Here is a 20,571-nt window from a genome sequence, read left to right as displayed (position 1 = left end):
TTTGCCGGCAAAATATTATTTTTTTATCAGTCCTCCAATCCGGCTGTCATTTAAATCAGGGCTCAAATGCTTTTCCCTGCTGGTTTTCCTTTCATCTCCCCTCCTTTCCTGTCTCCATTTCTCTTCAGCCAACACGCAAAAATGTAGAATATCTGCCCACCTCCTCCCCTTTATTAATTGACAATGAATGCATCACGTCATGGCGTAGTCTTTGTGCCGCATTTATTAAAAACGGTATATGGCAAAGCAAAAAAAAGCACCCGACACCGACAACACAAACGCTCCCCTCCGGGAACGGACAGGCCAGTTCCAGCAAACAGAAAACACCAATAACTTCGATATCAGCAAAGAAGAACCCGCAACACCCGAACCGAAGAAGCAGCAGGAGAAGAAGCCCGGAAAGCCCGGTGGAGAATGATTTAATGATTTACGGATTTTGGAATTTTGAGATTTAAAATGCAGCAGATATATTCGCGTATATCTCCGCTGCATTTTAAAATCTCAAAATCAGAAAATTCCAAAATCCGTAAATCCAATAACCAAATCTCACATAACCAAATAATAAAATACCTAGATTTTGTGCAGCTGGAAATACCCCAGGTGTATTTCGTCGTCTTTGGGTTCTGTGACAGGCGTAATTTTCAGCTGATATTTTTCACGCATGTGGGCAGGTAATATTTCTTTCACTTCATAGATGTTGTCTACATCTACGCCGTATTTATTATCCACATGAGAGGCGGCGAGATTGCCGAATCCAGTATGTTTATAAAAGGTGGTTTCTTTGGCGGCGCGGATGGCTTCCCCCATGTCTTTGCTCACGCTGATCATTTTGTAGTGATATTCTTCCATCTCGTTGGGTTTGTAGCCACCCAGGTTCAGGAAGAATAATCCCAGCGGATTGTTTCCGGCGGCGCCTTTGGCTACTACTTCTACCTGGTATCCTTCTACAAAGTTCACTTCTCTCCAGCCATCGATATGGAGTTTTTCACCGGCTTCCGGCCAGTGCGCTTTAATGTCAGGGACCAGCTCTTTCAGGGAGGGCGCAATGCCAAAGAAAATATCATGCTGCTCAATATGGCGGCCGGGAAGATCGGCTCCCAGCAATAGCATATACAATTTTAACGGTTCCATTTAACAATGATATTTTAGTAATAAGGTCAGGAGGCTATTGCCGGCAGATTCTTACGATAGGCAGCCGGACTCATTCCCTTGTATTTCTTGAATGTTTTGGTAAGGTGGCTTTCATCGGTAAAGCCAAGTTCCCAGGCAATTTCATTAAGCCGCATATCGCTGTGAGCAAGCCGCACCGTTACCAGCGACAACTTATAATTGATGATATACTGCTGCAGGGTTTCGTTGGTATGCTTCTTAAAATATTCGCTGATATAATTCAGCGATATATTGAAATGAGCAGCCATCGCTTCTGCTTTCAGTTTTTCCGGCTCATATATATAGCGGTGAATATAATGCAGCATTTCCATAGACATATGCTGCTGTGTAGCTGCAGGCATCGTATCTCTGACTATCAGGGATATATTGCGCGCCACTATCGTGATAAGCGTATTTACCAGCTGCTGCAGCAATTCCTGGTGAAGCGTCTGCTCATTCTTCAGCTCCAGCATAATAGCATCCAGTACGGCTTTCGTCAGCGGCCGGTCCAGGGGATTACGCAGAATACAACCCTCCGGGTGACTGCTGTTCTGAAAGATATATTCCAGCTTCTGTATCCATTCTCCCAGCTGACCTTTATCACTGCTTTTCTGGGAATTCAGGTACACATTGTTAAAACGGATAAACAGGAAAGAAGTAGTGGTAGTCACATTAAAATGATGCATATCCATCGGCATCAGCAGGAACAGGTTCCCCGGTTCATAGGGGAATTTATTCTGATTGATGTGATGTATCCCCTTCCCGTCCAGAATATAGACCAGCTCAAAGAAAGTATGCTTATGCGGCTTCACCGGACAATCATCCGTTGTCTTAAACTCAATTGCAAAGGGTTGAAACAAATTTTCTGTCTGCATACCTGTAAAACTACTTAATTAACCCAAAATTATACAAGAATTTAACCTCCGTCCTGACCGAGTTTTGTGTTATCAAATTTTAAAACACATACGATGAAAGCGATTATAATTACAGAAAACGGCGGAACGGAAAAACTGACTATTGCCCATGTGGCTAAGCCTGAAATCAGGGCAGATGAAGTACTGATCAGGAATAAAGCGATCAGCATCAATCCGGTGGACAATTATTTAAGACAGGACAGAACCGGTTTAAATGCCTATTTCAAACCATTGCCCGACCAGGATTCCTTCATCCTGGGATGGGATATTTCCGGGGTGGTAGAAGCTGTCGGAAGCACAGTAAAGGACTTCAAAGCCGGTGACGAAGTATTTGGCATGGTTAATTTCCCTGGTCAGGGCCGCGCCTATGCGGAATATGTAGCAGCGCCCGCTTCCCACCTGGCTTTGAAACCCGCCGGCACCCCTCATACAGAGGCCGCTGGCGCCACGCTGGCAGCGCTTACTGCCTGGCAGGGGCTGGTAACTATTGCCGGGTTAAAGAAAGGGGAAAAGGTGCTGATTCATGCCGCTAACGGCGGCGTTGGGCACTATGCGGTGCAGATTGCGCACCACCTGGGCGCTTATGTAATTGCCACCGGTTCGGGAGCCAACGAAGACTTTGTTAAGAGCCTGGGAGCAGATGAGTTCATTGATTATACCAGGGAAAAATTTGAAGACCGCGTAAAAGATGCAGATATAGTATTTGAGGCTATTGCCGGCGATCAGATTCTCCGCTCCCTGGATGCCGTGAAAAACGGGGGCCGTCTTATCAGCCTGCTTACCTTTATTGAAGGCGAGGTAGCAGAAAAAGCAAAACAGAAAAATGTAAGCGCCAACCGTATACTCGTTGTTTCCAATGGAGAAGACATGAAGCAGCTGGCGGACCTGCTGGCCTCCGGCGCCTTACGCACCCATGTATCCGCAGTATATCCGTTTGAAGAGATGGCAAAAGCCCATCAGCAGATTGCTACCGGTAAAACCAGAGGTAAACTGGCGATTGAACTATAAATTGTGAATTACGAATGAAGAAGCGAAGAGCTAAACGTAGATGAAAGGTGATAATTTAAAATATCCGCTTAAATCTACGTTTAGCTCTTCGCTTCTTCATTCGTAATTCGCAATTCGTAATTCGTAATTGATTATTCTATTCGCTCTTCATCACCTCCCTCATCTTCTTCTCCGATTGCGCATTCCAGTATTTGCAATCCAGGTTGATGAATACGGAAGAATAAGGCACGGTGGTAGTGGTTTTCAGTACGACTACCTTAAACAGGGAGGAAGCCTTATCCAGTTTGGTGAATACGGAATCGTGCAGCAGCTGTTGCGGGGTGAATCCCTGCAGTATCGCTTGCAGGGAATCGCGGTAGGCAGCGGCTCCCGGCACATAGGCCAGCTCTTTGTCTGTATAAACGATGGGCTTTACATGTGAAGAAGCATTGATTTTTTTGATGGTATAGGCCGCTACTTCCGGCAGTGGCAGGGTGGTATTGATATATACGATACCCGGGGCCGATTGCAGGGGAAACGCTTTATCCACTACCAGTATCCAGTTACGGTGGCCCAGCAATGGCAGGAGGCTGTCCAGCTGTACGTGCCAGCTGTTGCGGGAACCGGGTACTATATCTGATACTTTGGCTTCCTGCAGGCAGGATGATAGCAATATAACGGTAACGGCTATATGAATAAATACTTTCATGCTATGCAATTGAAATGTTAAGCGATTGACCTGCCTGTATCTTAACCGGGGCTGCGAGCTGAATATGTACGCATCCATCCGTAGCCGAAAAAGTGGCTGGCAGCTGCCGGCCGTCTGCTGTTACGGTGATGGTGGCAGGCTGTGCTTTACGGAACTTTAATGTCTGCACTGTTAAGTTACCATATTTAAGCGTAAGCACATGTTGCTGGCGGCTGCCTGTCAGGTGCTGTGAATATACGCCCCATCCGGCGGCAGTAACGAATGGCGCCCTGAACTGATCGGCACGCATAGCAGGTGCGAAGCCGATATGACCTTTAGGACCATGGTATTCAAAACCGCAGGCGGTAACAAAGGTACCATAACTGGCCATGGCGCGGGCGTAGTGATCGCTGCATTCTATTTCATTGAAGGGGTTACGCTTGAAAGCATGGTATCTGTCATGAACAGCGCGGGTCAGCGTAAGCGCTTCTGTTACCATACCTTCGGCCATCATATGCGATGCCACCTGATGTTCAAATCCGCTCATGCATTCATTGAAATATCCCAGCTGCCAGGCGTTTTTTACACCGAAAGGAAATTCTTCCCTGCGGGGATTGGTGTTGAGGATCATGCCGCCTTCTCCCGGCAATGCATAGGGGCGGCCACCGGGATGCTTAGCTATATACGGGCCTACGTCGGCCATGTAATTATATTTCCAGAGGGCGTGGAGGGCAGACAATGTTTTTTCTTTATCCAGCACGCGATCCATGCCTACCTGGAAGGCCCAGCTCTGGCCATATACCTGGTCTATATGACAGGTATTATAGCTGCCGATTACAGACCGTCCTTTTATTTTATCCGGCTGGTGAATGAAGTATTCTCCGTTATAGAGCTGCGTTTCCATATTACGCCGGCCTTTGTCTGCGTACAACTTGCAGGCGGCGGCGAAGTCGTCATCCTTCATTTCAATGGCCATTAGTTCTCCTGCTTTGACGGCGGCGATGCATAAGCCTACTATCCAGGCTATTTCTCCGTCCCATATGGCGTCGAGGGTATTTTCCATGGGCGTATCTTCCATGCCGTCGCCGTTGCGGTCCTGGTTGATGATGAACTGCGTGGCTTTTTTGATCTGCGGCCAGTTATGCTGCAGAAAGGAGCTGTCTGTACTCATCTGATGTTCGCGGTAGATGCGCAGTACGGTGCCTGCCTGCCCGTCAATAGCCGGGCGCTTTTCGGCTTCTCCCCGGAATAGGATGCCGCCATCGGGTTGCTGGGCGATGCCCAGGTCTACCCGTTGCCGGGTATCCCGTTCCAGCGCCGGGAAGATGCGGCCAACGGCCTGCGCATACTGCCACACATGGGTACAGGTACCTTCGCAGGCGCCTACGCCTTCCCATGCATAAAAGCGGCCGGACGTAAAGCGGTGTGCGGTAGTGGTAGCCAGCGTAGATATATTAAGGAAGGTACGTTCCATAAACCACCAGGGCAATACGCTGTCATACCACGTATCTTTCCACAGGCGGCTTTCGGCGCTGAGCCTTGCATAGTGCTGCTGTACGTAACCCATAACAGCAGCGGCATCGCTGAACTTATTGGTATAATATCTGCCTTCTCCCTGAATATCTTTAAAACGCAAATTGGGAAAATACCAGCTGACAGCAAATGTTGTTCGTATATCCTTTCCCGGTAGTATCCTATGTACTGTTGTAACTGCTGCCTGTAGTTTATCCGTAATACCTTTAACGGCCTGCTTCGTTACGGCCGACCTGAAAGTGGCGGCTGTCAGCGGGCCCGGTGGCATGTCTGTAACGGTAACAGCGGTATTATCCAGTGCGGCCAGGCACATATTCCCGAAATCATGCTGCTGCGCAAAGTGGCTGTTATCGCCACCGATGGTGCGTGCGGACAGCTGAACGCCTTTCCATCCCTTACCGGCGGTAACGGTATTCACTCTTTCATGTCTGGCAGCAACGGCATTATAGAGCGCCGTTTTATTTTCCAGCCAGCCTATAACAGCCGCGGTGACAGGCACTTTGCCGGTATTTTTTATCTGCCAGGACAGCAGCGTGACCGGCAGCCCGCTGTCATCTTCATTCAGCGGGATGAACGGGGAAAAGGCTTCCAGCGTAACAGCCACCGGCAACGAAGGATCTGAGTAGCGGATGGTAGCCATCGGATAGGTAGCTTCGAAGCTGATCTCCGGCCAGCTGGCTTCATCAAACGGGCGGATGATGGTGGTATTGCCATAGGTCAGCTGCAGAGCAAAGCCCTGGTCCAGCGGACGTATGTCTTTGGATGGCGCAATATAACAGGCGCCGTCGCGGGACCTCACCTTTTTGCCGCCGTCCAGCACCTCAGCATTCCAGCTTACAACCTTCGGCTCTATACCTTCCTGGTTTTTATTGAAGATATCCCACAGCCACAGGCGGCCATCGCCACCGAGGTATACGGTACCGCAACCGATGCCGCCAACCGGCATACCGATATATTGTAATTCATTCCTGCTTTTCAGATAGGTAGTGACTTTTCCTCTTTCATATAGGGAATTTATCCAGGCGGCGTCGGGCTGCAGACTGCTGACCCAGCGGCTTATGCCGGCGGCAGGCAGCCGCAGACTGATGATACCGGCCATGGAAAGACCCGCATTCCTGATAAATTTTCTGCGTTGCATTGTCATAACGATGGTGCTTTTGTATATGGATAGGCAGATGATACGCCTGTGGTTGACAGGGTCAGGCGCAGGTGTACGTGCATGCTGCTGCGATTGTCCACTGCATTCAAGATAAAAAAATTCCTATGTTGTTGTATCCGGAGGAGAAACCATATCCGGAAAATGTGAAGAAAGTATTATTGCTTCATGTGAAGGTGCAGCTCGTTGTCGACAAAATAATAACGCAGGGGCGTAGTTGCTTCCAGGTGGCTGAGGAAAGCCATCAGGCCGCCTTTTTCCAGCGGGCCGCTGACCTGGTAATTGCCCAGCTCCGGTTCATCCAGTATCACCTGCACCCCGAACCATCTTTGCAGGATAGGTTTTACGTCACGCAGCCTGCGCTGGCTGAAAGTAGTTTTACTTTTAAGCCAGCTGGCGGTACCTTCCGCCTTGAAGGAGTCGGTACGGATACCGGAATAATCGCCATAGATGGCTTCCATACCGGGCTTCAGCGTCACGGCAGTATCAGTAGTGCCGGTTACGCGCACAGCGCCTTCAATGTCGGACACCCGTACCCATTCTGCATCGTAGGCATTAATATTAAAAGAAGCGCCTGTTACCTCCACGGTAGTATTAGGCGTGTGAATAATGAAAGGTTGCCTGTCATTCCGCATGATGCGGTAATAAGCTTCTCCTTCCATATACACTTCCCGTTTGTTTCCGGAGAAGGTAAACGGGAAACGTATTCTGGAAGCGGCATTCAGCCATATTACGCTGCTATCTGGCAAAGTGATGCGATAGCTTTGTGCCGCGGGTACCAGCAGGGTATTCATATAGCTGCTTCGGGATGTTCCCGTATAGGCAATACCGTTAGTAGTGTTATACAGGGTAATATCTCCTATTTGTTTAGTATGAATGGCGCTGTCCCCGGTGAGGCTGCAGGTAACGTTTCCGGCCATCATCAGCTGTACCGGACGTTGCAGCGGCACATACATACGTGTTCTCACCAGTTCCCGTGCGGAGGGCACGGTAAGGTCCGGCAGCAGCAGGTACAGGGCGGTAGCCGCGATGATAACCAGGGCAGCTGCGAGGCCCCATTTATACCATTGCAGCCGGGAGCGGAAACTGTCTGGTTTATCCGGATGGTTTGTGGTGGTCATTACAGATATAAAACGGTGAAGTTACTTCATCTGATTTTTTCGGAGACCAAAATAAAAAAAGATCGGATACGTTGCGTCAATGTGGCAACCGGTGTTTCCATTTTCCGTATAACCACGTACCCGCAACAGCGAAGGCGATAGTCACCAGCACTACACCGGCGCCGGCGCCCACCTGAGCGAACAGCGGGCCCGGACAGGCGCCTGTGGCAGCCCAGCCAAATCCGAACAGCAGGCCTCCGTATATTTGTCCGCGGCTGAATTGCTTCGGAGCAGTACTGATAACGGTACCGTCTATACTTTTCATGCGGAATTTTTTCATGAGCCATACGCCCGCCATAGCTACCAGCACCGCACTGCCAATGATACCGTACAGATGAAAGGATTGGAGCCTGAACATCTCCTGAATACGGAACCAGCTTATCAGCTCCGCTTTATACAATATAATTCCGAAGGCAGTTCCTGCCAGTAAATATTTCAACATTTTTTCAGATTCAGAGAGAAAGAATAAACGGCAATATAAAATTAGCCATGATAAATCCGCCGGCCATAAAGCAGCAGGTAGCTACCAGTGACGGCCACTGTAAGGTAGCCAGGCCCATGATGGCATGGCCGCTGGTACATCCGCCGGCATAGCGGCTGCCGAAGCCTACCAGCAGCCCGCCTCCCGCCATCAGCAGTATGCCCCGCCAGGTAAACAGCTGCTGCCAGCTGAACAGCTCTGCAGGTATCAGGGAATCGTAACGGGTAATACCATACCCCGCCAGTTCTCCGGCAAGCGCAGGATGTACGCTGACAGCCGCGCCGTTGTCCAGCAGCTGCGCCGCTATGAAACCACCGGCCAGAATACCGGCGATAAAAAACAGGTTCCACTTTTCTTTGCGCCAGTTGTACTGAAAGAAAGAAATACCTGCAGGTACACAGGCGGCACAGATATGCCGCAGTGAAGAAGAGATGCCAAATGATTTATTGCCCAGCCACAATAACAAGGGCACAGTCAGCCCTATCAGCGGCCCTGCCACATACCAGGGCCAGGGCTGCTGCAACGTTTCGATCCATTGTTCCATTACTTACGGTTTAAATATTTTATCCTCATCAGGAGCGGTGGTAACAGGTACACCGCTGTTACTGACAGCTTTGAAGCCGCCGGCTATCTCGCTGAAATTACGGAAGCCATGCAGTTGTAATATACTGGCCGCCATCATACTGCGATAGCCGCCGGCACAGTGCAGGTAAACATGCTGACTATCGTCCAGATCCCGGACCCAGCTGCTGATATAGTTCAGCGGCTTATTAAATGCACCCTCCACGTGAGCGCTGAGATATTCTGTTTCTTTTCGTACATCTATCACCGTTACATCCCGGGTAAATGCATCCGCCAATGCTGAAGCCGGAATACGGTTAACGGTATCTGCCTGTTTCCCGGCTGCGATCCAGGCTTCTATGCCGCCTTTCAGGTATCCCAGGATATTATCAAAGCCTACCCGGCTCAGGCGTGTAATTACTTCCTCTTCTGTACCCGGTGCGGCCACCAGCAGCAAAGGTTGCGTTACATCGGCTACCAGCGCGCCTACCCAGGGTGCGAAATCGCCATTCAGCCCTATATTGACGGACTGCGGCACAAAGCCTTTGGCAAAATCATCGCTGTTCCGTGTATCCAGGATCAGCGCACGTGTACTGTTGGCGGCCGTTTCAAATTCCTCCGGCGGAAAAGCGATAAGCCCCTGCTTCATCACATCTTCCAGATGCTTATATCCCTTTTTATTCATCAGCACATTCATGGGGAAATAAGCCGGAGGCGGCGTCAGTCCTTCCGTAACGGCAGCGATGAAAGCCGCTTTGTCCGGCTGATTGAGGGCGTAGTTCATAGCCTTCTGATGTCCCAGCGTATCGGAGGTTTCTTTCATCATATTCTTGCCGCAGGCAGACCCTGCGCCATGTGCCGGATATACGACGATATCATCTGCCAGCGGTAGTATCTTTTGTGTCAGGCTATCATACAGCATACCTGCCAGATCTTCCTGCGTAAGGTCTGCCCCTTTCTGCGCCAGGTCCGGCCGGCCTACATCTCCCAGGAACAGCGTATCCCCGGTGAAAATAGCCCTGTCCTTTCCCGTTTCATCTTTCAGCAGATAGGTAACACTTTCCAGTGTATGCCCCGGCGTATGCAATACCTTAATGGTAACATCTCCTATGCGGAACTCCTGCCCGTCTTCCGCAATGACAGCAGCAAAAGCAGGATTAGCGCCGGGTCCGTACACAATAGGTGCGCCCGTCTGTTCGTGCAGATCGAGATGACCGGAAACAAAATCTGCATGAAAATGTGTTTCAAAAATGTACTTAACCGTCACACCGTCTTTTTCCGCACGCTGCAGATAGGGCTTCGTTTCCCGCAACGGATCAATAATAGCAGCCTCGCCGCCTGAAGTGATATAATAGGCTCCCTGCGCCAGGCAGCCGGTATAAATCTGTTCTATGTGCATAACAATTCTTTTATAATGATAATAACGCCGAGCACCATCACCAGCCATCCGAAAAGTGTTTTCAGCTGATGACTGCGGACTTTTCTTTCCAGCAGCCTGCCACCCATCATTCCCGCTACAGTCAGCAGACTAAACCAACCCAGAAAACGCCAGTCCGGATGCAATCCGTTCAACAGATCTCCCGAAAAGCCCAGCAGTGAGTTCACCGCTATGATGGCCAGCGAAGTGCTGACAGCTGTTTTCATATCCATGCCGGCAAACAATATCAGCGCCGGAATAATCAGGAAACCACCGCCGGCCCCTACCAGCCCCGCTACCACACCGGTAAGCACACCGGCAATCAACACGGCCGGATAACTAACGGTACCGGTTACACGCACTGGCTGCGTCACCATGGCCCTGCCGGCCCACAACATCACCAGCGCGAACAGCAGCATCAGGCCACCGGACTTATCTATTGTTAAACGTCCGGTATGTACCCAATGTTCCGGGATAACCGGCAGCAGTAAATGACGGGTAAAAAAAACAGCGATAAAGGAAGGTATGGCCAGCAACAGGGCTGTCCGGAAATCAACTTTGCCCTGCATCACAGGACCGGCAGCGCCGTACAGGGCAGTCACGCCTACTATAAAAAGAGAATAGGCCGTGGCAACAGAAGTTTCCAGCCCTGCAATATATACCAGCACAGGAACAGTAAGAATACTCCCTCCTGCGCCGGTTAAACCGAGCAATAGCCCGATCAGTATACCCAACAATAATAAAACAGTTACCATACGACAAAGGTCTGTTTTATCCGGCGGCTGCCCGGTTACTTTTGTTACATAAGGGTAATTTTATTTCTGCCGAGGGTGACTACGCCAGCATCCTCCAGTTGTTTCAGCAGGCGGGAAACTACTACCCTGGCTGTTCCCAGCTCATTGGCCAGCTGTTCATGCGTAATCCGCAGCGTAGCGGCGCCGGTCAGCTCCGACTTCTTTCTTAACAATTGCAGCAAACGTTCATCCGTTTTCTTAAATGCTACGGCATTTACCACTTCCAGCAATTCTTCAAAACGTTTATGATATAATCTGAATATATAATCCAGCCACTCCGGATATTCTTTGATAAAGAGATTCACCTTATCTACCGGCAGAAAATAAATCTCCGCTTCCTCTTCCACCACCGCTTTTATCTTGCTGCTCTCCTGATGCATCCCTCCCAGGAATGACATAATACAGCTCTCGCCCGCCCGGATATAATACAGCAGGATCTCCCGCCCGTCTTCTTCCGTACGCATCACCCGAATGCTTCCTTTCACCACAATAGGAATAGCGTAGATATTCGCGTTTTCCTGCAATATCACATCCCCTTCGCTGAAAGTACGGATAACACTATGCTCATAGAGCTTCTCCCGTAATTCCGGCGAAGATTGAAAAGCCGTGAAGTTGATCAGTTCATTATTCATGTGATTATTTGATTATTTGAGATTTGTGCTGTTCAAGATGCCTCATGGAAGGTAACGGACATCTGTAACAGAAACAAATCTCAAAAAATTACATAATCAAATAAGTGCAGACAGTTACGCGTTGCTGCGCCATGGCAGCGCTTTCCAGGAGCCCCAATGATGGGTCAGGTCAGTATTAGTTGTTGTATCCTTTTCTTTTTGGAATATTACCAGACGTAAGTGGCTACTGCGCCGGATGGCAGGCTAACGGCGGCAAGCCTGCCTCCGCTCCTGATCTGAAAGGACTGTTGCTGCAGATGGTTATTGACCACTATCAGCACTTTTTTCCCGGCAGGCGTTCTAAACGCCACATTATCCAGCTGTGGTATGCTACCGGAAGCAATTCTGACGGATCCTGCCGGCACAAACTTAGCAGCGTGACCGATGACATAGTAAGACGAATTCCTCGTAACCTCGCTGCCATCGATCGTTACCGCGCCCAGGCACTGCGTACAGCCGCCTTTATCAGTATGCGGATTCCATTGCGGGTCGGCGGCCAGGTTCCACTGCAGCACATTACGGCTCCAATTGCGCATAGCGCCTATAATGAGACGGGTAACATTACCTTTCAGCTCGCGGTCAAAGCGGCCCTTCCCATCGGACCATTGTTCCGTGAAATACACGTGCTTCTCCGGGAATGCATTATGGACGGTAGTCAGCGCGGTAATTTCGCCACCATACAGGTGAAACGCCGAACCGTCGATAAAGGGATACGCGACGCTGTCCTGCAAAATCGACAACGGGTAATCAGGACGGTCGCAGTTATGATCGTAGAGAATAATTTTTGTGGAGAGGCCCGCCTCTCTGAAAGCTGGTCCCAGGTTATATTTCACAAAGTCGCGCTGATCTTCCGCCAGCATCAGCATACTGGGATTATTGCCGGGATGCAGCGGTTCATTCTGCGGTGTAATGGCGTCTATCGTAATACCGGCTGCTTTCATCGCCTGGATATATTTCACAAAATAGCGGGCATATGCCCGGAAGTATTGCCGTTGCAGGCTTCCGCCAATGAAAGCATGATTGTTCTTCATCCAGGTAGGAGCTGTCCATGGTGAACCCAAAATCTTAACAGCCGGATTAAGCGCCACAATTTTCTGCAGTACCGGTATCAGGTCTGCCTTCTCCACATCCATACTAAAATGCTGCAATGCAGTATCCGTCTGTCCTGCGGGCATCTCATCGTAGGTAAAAACATGATCGCTCAGATCGGAAGCGCCGATGGTAACACGCAGATAGCTGATACCAATCCCATTCCCAGCTGTCAGAAACAGTTCCCGTAGTAATTGCTGCTGCTGTGCAGCCGGCATTTTATTAATCAGTGTTGCGCTGCCACCGGTAAGGGTAAATCCGAAACCGTCTACGGACTGATACGTTTCCGTCTCATTCACCTCAATAACCGGACTACCATTATCCTTATGGTTGAATACCGCTATGGCGCCGGGTTGCAACACAGCTGACCTATCCCCAGCAGTTACCCTGCTCTGCAGCGTTTGCGGCAATGCTGGGAAATAAACGGCCAGCATTAATACTATCAGGCAGATACGTTTCATTACTTAGTTATCATTTTATATACGCGTACATAATCTGCTTCCATCGTTGCAGGGAAAATATTTTCATCAATACCCTGCGCTCCGCCCCAGTCGCCGCCAACCGCCACATTCAGCAGCAGGTGGAAACGTTTATCGAAAGGCCATTCCCGGAAAGTCTTTTGCTCATTCAGCGATTCAAATACCAGCCGGTCATCAATATATCCGCGGATAGCATCCGGTGTCCAGTCCACCCGGTAGAGATGAAAGCCGGTCATAGCGCCTTCCACGTGTTGCCGGGCTGTTTTCTGCGTATTGATTTTGAAATAGTACGCCGCACTGTGTGTACTGACATGCACGGTATCCGGAGCATATCCTACATGTTCCATGATATCTATCTCGCCCGAATTAGGCCAGGGGCCATATTCCCAGTCAGTAGGCAACATCCAGATAGCGGGCCAGGTGCCTTTTCCCTGCGGCAGCTTTGCACGGATTTCAAAACGTCCGTACAGGAAATCGCCCTTCCCTTTGGTCACCATCCGCGCTGAAGTATACCTGTTACCATTTTTTTCTTCCCTCCGTGCAGTAATCTTCAATACCCCATTTTCCACCACAGCATTTCCACCGCGACCGGTATAATACTGCAGCTCATGATTTCCCCAGCCGCTACCTCCCGTATCATAATTCCATTTCGCGGTATCCGGCAACCCATTTATATTAAACTCATCCGCCCACACAGGTGTGGTTTCGAATGCTGCGCGGCGCTGCTGCACCGGTGCCACAGTATCCAATAAGAGCAGGAATAGTGCTATCATATTGATGGTGATTTAGGGTAATTACGAATTGCGAATTACGAATTACGAATGTAAAGCGAAGACCGAAGCGGATCACAATCTGAGATTTTTTATTTGAGCTACTGACATGAATCCATGTTTCCCCTGGCTTACAGGTACAAAAGAATGCTATGATGGGTATCAACATTCCAAACAAAAAATCTCCCATACCACATCCGCTCTGCTCTTCGCTCCACATTCGCAATTCGTAATTTGTAATTCGTAATTACAACATGCTATTTATTCCCTCCCCACTCCCTGCTCTGCTCCAGCTTTGTATTTTCCAGCTCCAGTTGTGGTATGGGAAGGATTTCGTTTTTATCAGGGGTGAATCCGCGGGTGCTGAGGAAGGCTGCTGCTTTCCCTGTTCTGACGAGGTCAAAGAAGCGGTGACCTTCACCGGCGAGTTCGAGTCTTCTTTCGTTGAAGATGTTATCGAAGGTAGCTACTACCGGGCCTAAGCCGACGCGGGTGCGGACAGCATTGAGCAGTGCATAGGCGCGGGTGCCTGCACCACCTCCCTCACCTGCTTTTACACGGGCTTCTGCTTCCATGAGGTAGGTGTCTGCGAGACGTATTTCGTACATATTCTGCGGGAAATTCAGCGGTTTGTCGCCGCCGCCCTGGCTTTCGTTAGACACACGGCCGGCGAACTTGTTCAGGTAGTAGCCGGTGTTGTTATAGGAATGTTCATATTTCACTGCCCCGATACGTTCCATACTATCCAGATCCGCAATGGTGGCATTAAAGCGGGGATCGAAGTGCAATACATTATACAACTCTTTTGATACCACGTTGAAGCCCCAGCCGGAAACGAAGTCTGGTACGGTGAAGCCGGCCTTTGGTTCATATTTTCTCGGGCCTACGAGGATGTTCAGCATATTACCCTCTGTGCCTGCCGCAGTACCCCAGGTACCGCCGGAGAGAGAGGTGAAGCTGATTTCCATAACAGACTCACTGTTGAATTTATGGGCTACATCAGAGCGCCAGAGGTCAGCGAATTTTTCCACCAGCTGATAGCCGTATTTAGCGCTGGGCTGACCGGGTGTTTCACCGTTTACCTCTTTCAGTTCTGCAGCAGCTTCTGTCCAGCGTTGCTGGTACAGATACACTTTACCGAGAAGCGCATGAGCGGCGCCTCTGCTGATGCGGCCGCCTTCGGAAGCTACCGGTATGCGGTCAGGCAGATTCGTTTCTGCAATGGCATCTTTCAGGTCGCTGATGATCTGCGCGTAAACGTCGGCAGGCGCAGCCTGCGGCACATCGTACATGCCGGCGGGTGTGACGGTTTGCGTGAGCAGCGGTATATTTTTAAAGAACCTGATCAGGTCGAAATAGAAGAAAGCACGGAGATATTTGGCTTCCGCCACGAAACGTTTTTTCCTGCCTTCATCCATGGGCACTGCGGGCAGCTTCTGCAGCAGGGTGTTGGCACGGAATACACCGGCAAAGCCTTTCTTCCAGAGGTCTTCCTGCGGACCGATAAACGGTGTTATCTGCCAGTTGGTCATTACCTGGTAGGCCTGTATATCACCGATAGTAGCGCCGCCGGCAAAGTGATCGTCGGAGGCACTGTTGAGCGTACCTACTTTGGTGATGAAGCCGGCGCTCTGCCAGCCTACTACGTCATATACGGCTACCAGGCCGGTATAGGCTTCTGCTTCATTGCGGTAATAATTAGATTCCAGGAAGGACCCTTTGGGTTGTACGTCCAGGAAACTGTCCTTGCAGGAGGTGACCAGCTGCATGCCTGCGGCCAGTGCTATGATAGGGAAGATATGTTTTGTTCTCATTTTCATTCAGCTTTAAAGTGATCAGAAGGTAACGTTCAGTCCTGCCATAAAGGAGCGTGCCTGCGGGTATACGCCGCGGTCTACGCTCAGCGCGTTGGTACCACCGATTTCAGGATCGTATCCGGTGTATTTGGTGATAGTGAAGAGATTTTCGCTCATCAGGTATATCCTGATTCTCTGCAGGCCGATATTACCTGTTACGGATGCGGGCAGCGAATAGCCAATCTGCAGGGATTTCAGGCGGAAATAGCTGCCGTCTTCGAGGTAGAAGTCGGAAAGCCTGTTATAGTTTTTGTTTTTATCCTGCATGGTCAGACGCGGATTGTCATTGGTAGAACCGGCTCCTGTCCAGCGGTCCAGGGCTTTTGTCTGCCAGTTGGCATTGGCAATATCCAGGCGGCGTAACCCCTGGAATACTTTGTTACCTCCTGCACCCTGGCCAAATACCACGATATCAAAACCTTTCCAGGCAGCGTTGAGGGTAATACCGTAAGTCCAGGTAGGCGTAGGGTTGCCGAGGAACTTGCGGTCCTTATCGGTGATAACGCCGTCGCCGTCGAGATCAGCCCAGCGGAAATCGCCGGGTTGGGCATCCGGCTGTATCTTCTTGCCTTTGCTGTCTACATAGCTGTCTACTTCCTGCTGCGTCTGGAAAATACCGGCTGACTGATACCCGTAAAAAGCGTTGAAAGGATGTCCTACAGCAGTTCTTACGATCTGGTCCATATTCTTGAAATTCACTTCATGACCGGTGAGGAAGGATACGCCGTTGCCCAGCCAGGTAACGGTATTTTTGATATGTGATACGTTGGCGTTGGCGCTGAAATTTACTTCTCCCAGTTTCTTCCGGTATCCCAGTTCTATCTCAAAACCGGTATTTTTCATGGAGCCTACGTTGTCTGCCGGATTATCAATAGCACCTACGTACAGGGGTATACGTGGTTTCATGAGGATATCCCTGGTTTCTTTACTGAACCAGTCGAACCCGATGGTGATATTATTCAGGACAGTCGCTTCAAAGCCGATGTTAGCCTGGCTGGTAGATTCCCATTTCAGGTTCGGGTTGGAAGGCGCATTGGGGCTGTATCCTATCACGATAGCCTGATCGCCGGTACCGATAGTATAGTTCCTGCCGCTGCCGATAGTAGAGAGGAATGCGCCGTCGCCGATTTCATCGCTGCCGACAACACCGTAGCCGCCGCGGAATTTCAGGAAGTCTACCACATCATTCTGCGGCCAGAAGGACTCTTTGGAAGCTACCCACCCCAGGGAGAAAGAAGGGAATACGCCATATCTCTTGTTAGCACCGAAGCGGCTGGAACCATCACGGCGGATGATAGCTTCCAGCAGGTACTTCTCATCGTAGTTATAGTTGATACGGCCAAACAGCGAGGACACGTGGTGTTCAATGCCTTCGCCCCCGTCGGAGATACGGTTTGCCTGTGCGGATTTAAAATTGAGTGAGGCGTCGTTGAAATTATCTGCCGGAATATCATAGAACATCACACTGGTTTCGCGGGTCCTGTTCTCCATATACGCGCCCTGGCCGGCGAGCAGTGTTACAGCATGTTTATTGAAACTACGTGTATACGATACCGTATTTTCCAGGTTCCAGTTGTACCCCTGGTGGGTACCGCGTTTGAAAGAAGTACGGCTGTTGATGGTACTGCTGTTCAGGTAAGAGATAGGGTTGAAGGTTTCATCTCCCCAGAAGGCTATTTTGGCGCCCAGGGTAGAGCGTATGCGCAGTCCCTTTACAGGCTCCATTTCCAGGTAGGTGTTGCCAACAATGTTATGCGACCAGTTGTAATTGCCGAGGCGGGTAGAGATATAGGCAAGCGGGTTGGTGATCTCCTGCTGCACGATACCGATGCCGTAGGGGCGGCCCAGCGGATCGCGGCGGATGCCTGCCTGCGTATAGGTGGCCGCTACCGCAGGATCGGTGATGATTGCCGGCGTTATCGGATCCAGGTTGATAGCAGAGCTGAGCGGTCCGCCAAATTCATTGTTGGTATTGCCGATACCGATGGATTTATCATAGGCATATCCTACGTTTTCGCCGAAGGTGAGCCAGGGTGTAATTTTATGTGTGGAGTTCAGCCGGAAGTTGACGCGTTCATATTTGGAGATATCTGTGGCGATCACCCCTTCCTGTTTCAGGTATCCGAAAGAAGTATAAAAGGTAGATTTATCGCCGCCGCCGCTGATGCTGATTTCGTGGTTCTGGCGTTTTGCATGTTTGTTGAAGATCAGCTCCTGCCAGTCGGTGCCTTTGCCGAAAGAAGATGGATTGGCATATACCGGTGCGCCGCCATCGGCCGCCGTAGCTTCATTGATGAGGGTAGCGTATTGCGTGGCGTCGAGCAGCTTCAATTTCCGGGCAGGGGCAGAAGTGCCGTAGTAGCCGTTATAGCTGACAGACAGCTTCCCTGACTTCCCTTTCTTGGTAGTCACGAGTATAACGCCGGCGGCTGCACGCGCACCGTAGATCGCCTGGGAGGCAGCATCTTTCAGCACTTCCACCGATTCAATATCGTACTGATTGAGGTAGCCGATGCCGCCGTTGTCTACCACCACGCCGTCAATCACCCACAGCGGGTTATTGTTATTGAAAGAAGTGATACCACGTACGCGGACAGATGCATCGGAGCCGGGTTGTCCGGAGCTGGTAGCTACCGTAATACCGGAGGTGCGGCCCTGCAGCACCTGCTCCAGGCGTGTTACGGGCTGCGATTCTATATCTGCTGCGCGTACACTGGAGATAGCGCCGGTTACGACGCTTTTCTTCTGTACGCCGTAACCTACCACCACCGTTTCGGTGAGTGCAGTTTGTGCAGGCACCAGTTTCACCTGCAGCGGGGAGCCGGAAGCAGTTACCACCGCCTGTTCATAACCGATAAAAGATACCAGCAGCCTGCTTTTGCTGCCAGGCACCCGGAGGGTGAACCGGCCGTTGATATCTGTAGCGGTACCGGTAACTGCGCCCTGCAGGCGTACCGTTGCACCGGGAATAGGTTCCCCCTTCTCGCCGGTAACCACACCGGTAATGGTGATGGCAGAATCGGCCAGATGGGTGGAAGTATTGTTGATGAGGGTAATTCTTTTTCCTTCCATCACATAGCTTACAGGCTGTCCTTTCAGACATTCATCCATTACCTGCTGTACGGGGGCGTTCTTCACCTGTATGGTAACCGGGTGAGCCACGGCAATCATTTGTTCGTCATATACCAGCGACATTCCCGTTTGCCGCGCCACTTCTTTCAGTACCTTTTTGAGGGGAGCATTTTTTGCTGACAGGGTGACCTGCTGGGACAAACCTTTGGCACTGATGTGCAGGCAGGCTGCGAGCAGCAAAACAGTGGTCAATTTCATAACGCAGAACATTTTGGTCGATAGTAGTTTCCGGGCACAGGAAACCATACCACTAAAGTTTAATTGCATACTTTTGTAGTGTTTGGGAATTTCTTGTAAATAGTTCGTAAAAGGGATAATGTTACGGGAACCCAATCCTGCCGGAGTGTTGCGAGCATTCCGGCATTTTTATGGGCATACCTTCCCGACTAGCCAGTACCGGTTGTTGCCATGTTGTTTGAGTTTATCAGTTTTTTCAGTTTTACTTCCGCCGGCTGTCCGTGGAAACAGCTACGGCTATACGATATTATGGTGCGGCAGATCCTACCGTCAGTTTTCTTCCTTCCAGTTTAAATGTGGCGCCATTCGATTCCAGCATATGCAGGATGTCCGACAAGGGCAGGTTCCTGCTGATGCGGCCGCCGAAACGGCGCCCGGAGGTGGCGGCGCGGTTATCAATTTCTATATCGTACCAGCGTGACAGTTGCCGTACAATGGTATTCATGTCAGTATTATCAAATTCAAAGAAGCCGGTTTTCCAGGCGGTGACTTCCTGTATATCCGCATCGACAACAGAAAAGGCGCCTGTGCTGTTATCCACAGCCACCTGTTGCCCCGGCTTCAGCACTTTTTCCGCACGGCCCTGCTTCACTTTTACAGCTCCCTGTATCAGTGTTGTCCGGGTTTCGTTTTCATCGTTATAGGCCATAATATCGAAATGGGTACCCAGCACCTGTACTTCCATGTCATTCACTTTTACGACAAACGGTTGCCGGCTGTCAGGGCTGATTTCAAAATAGCCCTGCCCCTGCAGCTCCACCTGGCGTATATTTCCGGAGAATGCAGTCGGGTACTTCAGACTGGAAGCTGAGTTGAGCCAGATATGGCTGCCATCGGGCAATACCACGTTAAATTGTCCGCCTCTGGGTACTGCCAGCACATTGTAGCCGATAGCGGCCTCCTTATGTACAGCATCGTACTGCAGTTGTCCGTTGACCTGCTGCACCTTCGTTTGTCCCTGCTGTATTATCTGGTGGCCGCTGCTGTCAAGCGTTACTACCGAACCATCGGCCAGCGTGAGCATAGCCTTGTTGCTGCCCGGGGCTACATCTGCCAGCATATCAGCGGGAGGTGCGGTAACTGATTTTTTGTTCAGGAAGATGAGGATGCCGGAGGCTATTATCAATACAAGCAACCCTGCAGCTACCGCCCATATACGGCGGTAACGGGCCCGCAGGGATACTACCCTGCCCCTGCCGATTTCCTGTAAAAGCCGCGTTTCAATACGGTTGCTGATAGCCGGTGAAATCTCCTGCGGGGCGGACATGAGCCGGCCGAACTCTGCCTGCATTACCGCCAGAAGCGCGCGCTGCGATCCGGAAGCCTGCAGCTGTTCATACAAGGCTATCGCCTCTTCCGGTGTACATTGCCCGTCGAGATAGCGTTTTATCAGTTCTTCCTGGTTGTTTTCGGGTGGCTGCATTACGTGGATCGCCGGGTTAATTGCCGGGCCTCTGCATATAATATCCGGAAATGAAGAAAGAGGGTACCCCTGCG

Annotated in this window: 17 protein-coding genes; 2 read left to right on the top strand and 15 right to left on the bottom strand. The window is 50.5% G+C overall.

Translation table 11 applies throughout. From position 1 onward, the window contains the following. The first annotated feature begins 238 nt into the window (after positions 1-238). Positions 239-418 (top strand): hypothetical protein, encoded by a 180-nt coding sequence (locus GWG06_RS14690; RefSeq protein ID WP_160714059.1) that lies wholly within the window; start codon positions 239-241, stop codon positions 416-418. A gap of 152 nt (positions 419-570) precedes the next feature. Here GWG06_RS14690 and GWG06_RS14685 read toward each other — a convergent pair whose 3' ends face one another. Next, positions 571-1,131 (bottom strand): DUF1543 domain-containing protein, encoded by a 561-nt coding sequence (locus GWG06_RS14685; protein WP_160714057.1) that lies wholly within the window; start codon positions 1,129-1,131, stop codon positions 571-573. A 26-nt stretch (positions 1,132-1,157) separates the two neighbouring features. Beyond that, positions 1,158-2,024 carry an AraC family transcriptional regulator gene (locus tag GWG06_RS14680; RefSeq protein ID WP_160714055.1) on the bottom strand — a complete coding sequence of 289 codons (867 nt, stop codon included), beginning with the start codon at positions 2,022-2,024 and terminating at the stop codon, positions 1,158-1,160. A gap of 93 nt (positions 2,025-2,117) precedes the next feature. Between GWG06_RS14680 and GWG06_RS14675 the strand changes: the two genes are divergently transcribed. Beyond that, positions 2,118-3,071 (top strand): NADP-dependent oxidoreductase, encoded by a 954-nt coding sequence (locus GWG06_RS14675; RefSeq protein WP_160714053.1) that lies wholly within the window; start codon positions 2,118-2,120, stop codon positions 3,069-3,071. Between the two features lie 136 nt (positions 3,072-3,207). Here the strand turns inward: GWG06_RS14675 and GWG06_RS14670 are convergent, their stop codons facing one another. The 13 genes from GWG06_RS14670 to GWG06_RS14610 form a co-directional block, all read right to left on the bottom strand. Continuing rightward, on the bottom strand, positions 3,208-3,759 hold the full coding sequence (locus GWG06_RS14670) for a hypothetical protein (RefSeq protein ID WP_160714051.1): 552 nt from the start codon (positions 3,757-3,759) through the stop codon (positions 3,208-3,210). 1 nt (position 3,760) lies between these two features. Then, complete coding sequence (locus tag GWG06_RS14665) at positions 3,761-6,415, bottom strand: GH116 family glycosyl-hydrolase (protein ID WP_160714049.1); 2,655 nt, start codon at positions 6,413-6,415, stop codon at positions 3,761-3,763. Positions 6,416-6,585: 170 nt separating this feature from the next. Then, on the bottom strand, positions 6,586-7,548 hold the full coding sequence (locus tag GWG06_RS14660; protein ID WP_160714047.1) for a FecR family protein: 963 nt from the start codon (positions 7,546-7,548) through the stop codon (positions 6,586-6,588). A gap of 76 nt (positions 7,549-7,624) precedes the next feature. After that, complete coding sequence (locus tag GWG06_RS14655; protein WP_160714045.1) at positions 7,625-8,029, bottom strand: DUF6691 family protein; 405 nt, start codon at positions 8,027-8,029, stop codon at positions 7,625-7,627. A 10-nt stretch (positions 8,030-8,039) separates the two neighbouring features. Next, a complete protein-coding gene (locus GWG06_RS14650) occupies positions 8,040-8,612 on the bottom strand; it encodes a YeeE/YedE family protein (protein ID WP_127040022.1) in 573 nt (190 codons plus the stop codon). Positions 8,613-8,615: 3 nt separating this feature from the next. Then, complete coding sequence (locus GWG06_RS14645) at positions 8,616-10,028, bottom strand: MBL fold metallo-hydrolase (RefSeq protein ID WP_160714043.1); 1,413 nt, start codon at positions 10,026-10,028, stop codon at positions 8,616-8,618. Next, the gene (locus GWG06_RS14640) at positions 10,019-10,801 is read right to left on the bottom strand and encodes a sulfite exporter TauE/SafE family protein (protein ID WP_160714041.1); all 783 of its coding nucleotides are present in this window, start codon (positions 10,799-10,801) and stop codon (positions 10,019-10,021) included. The genes GWG06_RS14645 and GWG06_RS14640 overlap by 10 nt, the downstream gene beginning before the upstream one ends. Before the next feature lie 44 nt (positions 10,802-10,845). Continuing rightward, positions 10,846-11,472, bottom strand: a complete 627-nt coding sequence (locus GWG06_RS14635) for a Crp/Fnr family transcriptional regulator (RefSeq protein ID WP_160714039.1) — start codon at positions 11,470-11,472, stop codon at positions 10,846-10,848. Between the two features lie 206 nt (positions 11,473-11,678). Beyond that, complete coding sequence (locus GWG06_RS14630; protein WP_160714037.1) at positions 11,679-13,061, bottom strand: glycoside hydrolase family 30 protein; 1,383 nt, start codon at positions 13,059-13,061, stop codon at positions 11,679-11,681. Continuing rightward, a complete protein-coding gene (locus GWG06_RS14625) occupies positions 13,061-13,852 on the bottom strand; it encodes a glycoside hydrolase family 16 protein (RefSeq protein WP_160714035.1) in 792 nt (263 codons plus the stop codon). The genes GWG06_RS14630 and GWG06_RS14625 overlap by 1 nt, the downstream gene beginning before the upstream one ends. Before the next feature lie 254 nt (positions 13,853-14,106). Further along, positions 14,107-15,663: a RagB/SusD family nutrient uptake outer membrane protein gene (locus tag GWG06_RS14620; RefSeq protein ID WP_160714033.1), complete on the bottom strand. Its 1,557-nt coding sequence runs from the start codon at positions 15,661-15,663 to the stop codon at positions 14,107-14,109. Positions 15,664-15,684: 21 nt separating this feature from the next. Continuing rightward, positions 15,685-19,035 carry a TonB-dependent receptor gene (locus tag GWG06_RS14615; protein WP_160714031.1) on the bottom strand — a complete coding sequence of 1,117 codons (3,351 nt, stop codon included), beginning with the start codon at positions 19,033-19,035 and terminating at the stop codon, positions 15,685-15,687. Between the two features lie 286 nt (positions 19,036-19,321). Beyond that, positions 19,322-20,497 (bottom strand): FecR domain-containing protein, encoded by a 1,176-nt coding sequence (locus tag GWG06_RS14610; protein WP_160714029.1) that lies wholly within the window; start codon positions 20,495-20,497, stop codon positions 19,322-19,324. Positions 20,498-20,571: the final 74 nt, after the last annotated feature.

Source organism: Chitinophaga solisilvae (assembly GCF_009928525.1).
In the GTDB taxonomy this organism is placed as follows: Bacteria; Bacteroidota; Bacteroidia; order Chitinophagales; family Chitinophagaceae; genus Chitinophaga; species Chitinophaga solisilvae.
Note: the sequence above shows the minus strand (reverse complement) of the source record. Positions and strands in the feature narration are given on the sequence as shown.

Bases quoted from the DNA above. Each gene is read 5' to 3' on its own strand.
- GWG06_RS14675 (WP_160714053.1), top strand. From the start codon at position 2,118: ATGAAAGCGATTATAATTACAGAAAACGGCGGAACGGAAAAACTGACT.
- GWG06_RS14665 (WP_160714049.1), bottom strand. From the start codon at position 6,415: ATGACAATGCAACGCAGAAAATTTATCAGGAATGCGGGTCTTTCCATG.
- GWG06_RS14625 (WP_160714035.1), bottom strand. From the start codon at position 13,852: ATGATAGCACTATTCCTGCTCTTATTGGATACTGTGGCACCGGTGCAG.
- GWG06_RS14685 (WP_160714057.1), bottom strand. From the start codon at position 1,131: ATGGAACCGTTAAAATTGTATATGCTATTGCTGGGAGCCGATCTTCCC.
- GWG06_RS14610 (WP_160714029.1), bottom strand. From the start codon at position 20,497: ATGCAGCCACCCGAAAACAACCAGGAAGAACTGATAAAACGCTATCTC.
- GWG06_RS14645 (WP_160714043.1), bottom strand. From the start codon at position 10,028: ATGCACATAGAACAGATTTATACCGGCTGCCTGGCGCAGGGAGCCTAT.
- GWG06_RS14615 (WP_160714031.1), bottom strand. From the start codon at position 19,035: ATGAAATTGACCACTGTTTTGCTGCTCGCAGCCTGCCTGCACATCAGT.
- GWG06_RS14670 (WP_160714051.1), bottom strand. From the start codon at position 3,759: ATGAAAGTATTTATTCATATAGCCGTTACCGTTATATTGCTATCATCC.
- GWG06_RS14620 (WP_160714033.1), bottom strand. From the start codon at position 15,663: ATGAGAACAAAACATATCTTCCCTATCATAGCACTGGCCGCAGGCATG.
- GWG06_RS14660 (WP_160714047.1), bottom strand. From the start codon at position 7,548: ATGACCACCACAAACCATCCGGATAAACCAGACAGTTTCCGCTCCCGG.
- GWG06_RS14655 (WP_160714045.1), bottom strand. From the start codon at position 8,029: ATGTTGAAATATTTACTGGCAGGAACTGCCTTCGGAATTATATTGTAT.
- GWG06_RS14640 (WP_160714041.1), bottom strand. From the start codon at position 10,801: ATGGTAACTGTTTTATTATTGTTGGGTATACTGATCGGGCTATTGCTC.
- GWG06_RS14690 (WP_160714059.1), top strand. From the start codon at position 239: ATGGCAAAGCAAAAAAAAGCACCCGACACCGACAACACAAACGCTCCC.
- GWG06_RS14635 (WP_160714039.1), bottom strand. From the start codon at position 11,472: ATGAATAATGAACTGATCAACTTCACGGCTTTTCAATCTTCGCCGGAA.
- GWG06_RS14680 (WP_160714055.1), bottom strand. From the start codon at position 2,024: ATGCAGACAGAAAATTTGTTTCAACCCTTTGCAATTGAGTTTAAGACA.
- GWG06_RS14630 (WP_160714037.1), bottom strand. From the start codon at position 13,061: ATGAAACGTATCTGCCTGATAGTATTAATGCTGGCCGTTTATTTCCCA.
- GWG06_RS14650 (WP_127040022.1), bottom strand. From the start codon at position 8,612: ATGGAACAATGGATCGAAACGTTGCAGCAGCCCTGGCCCTGGTATGTG.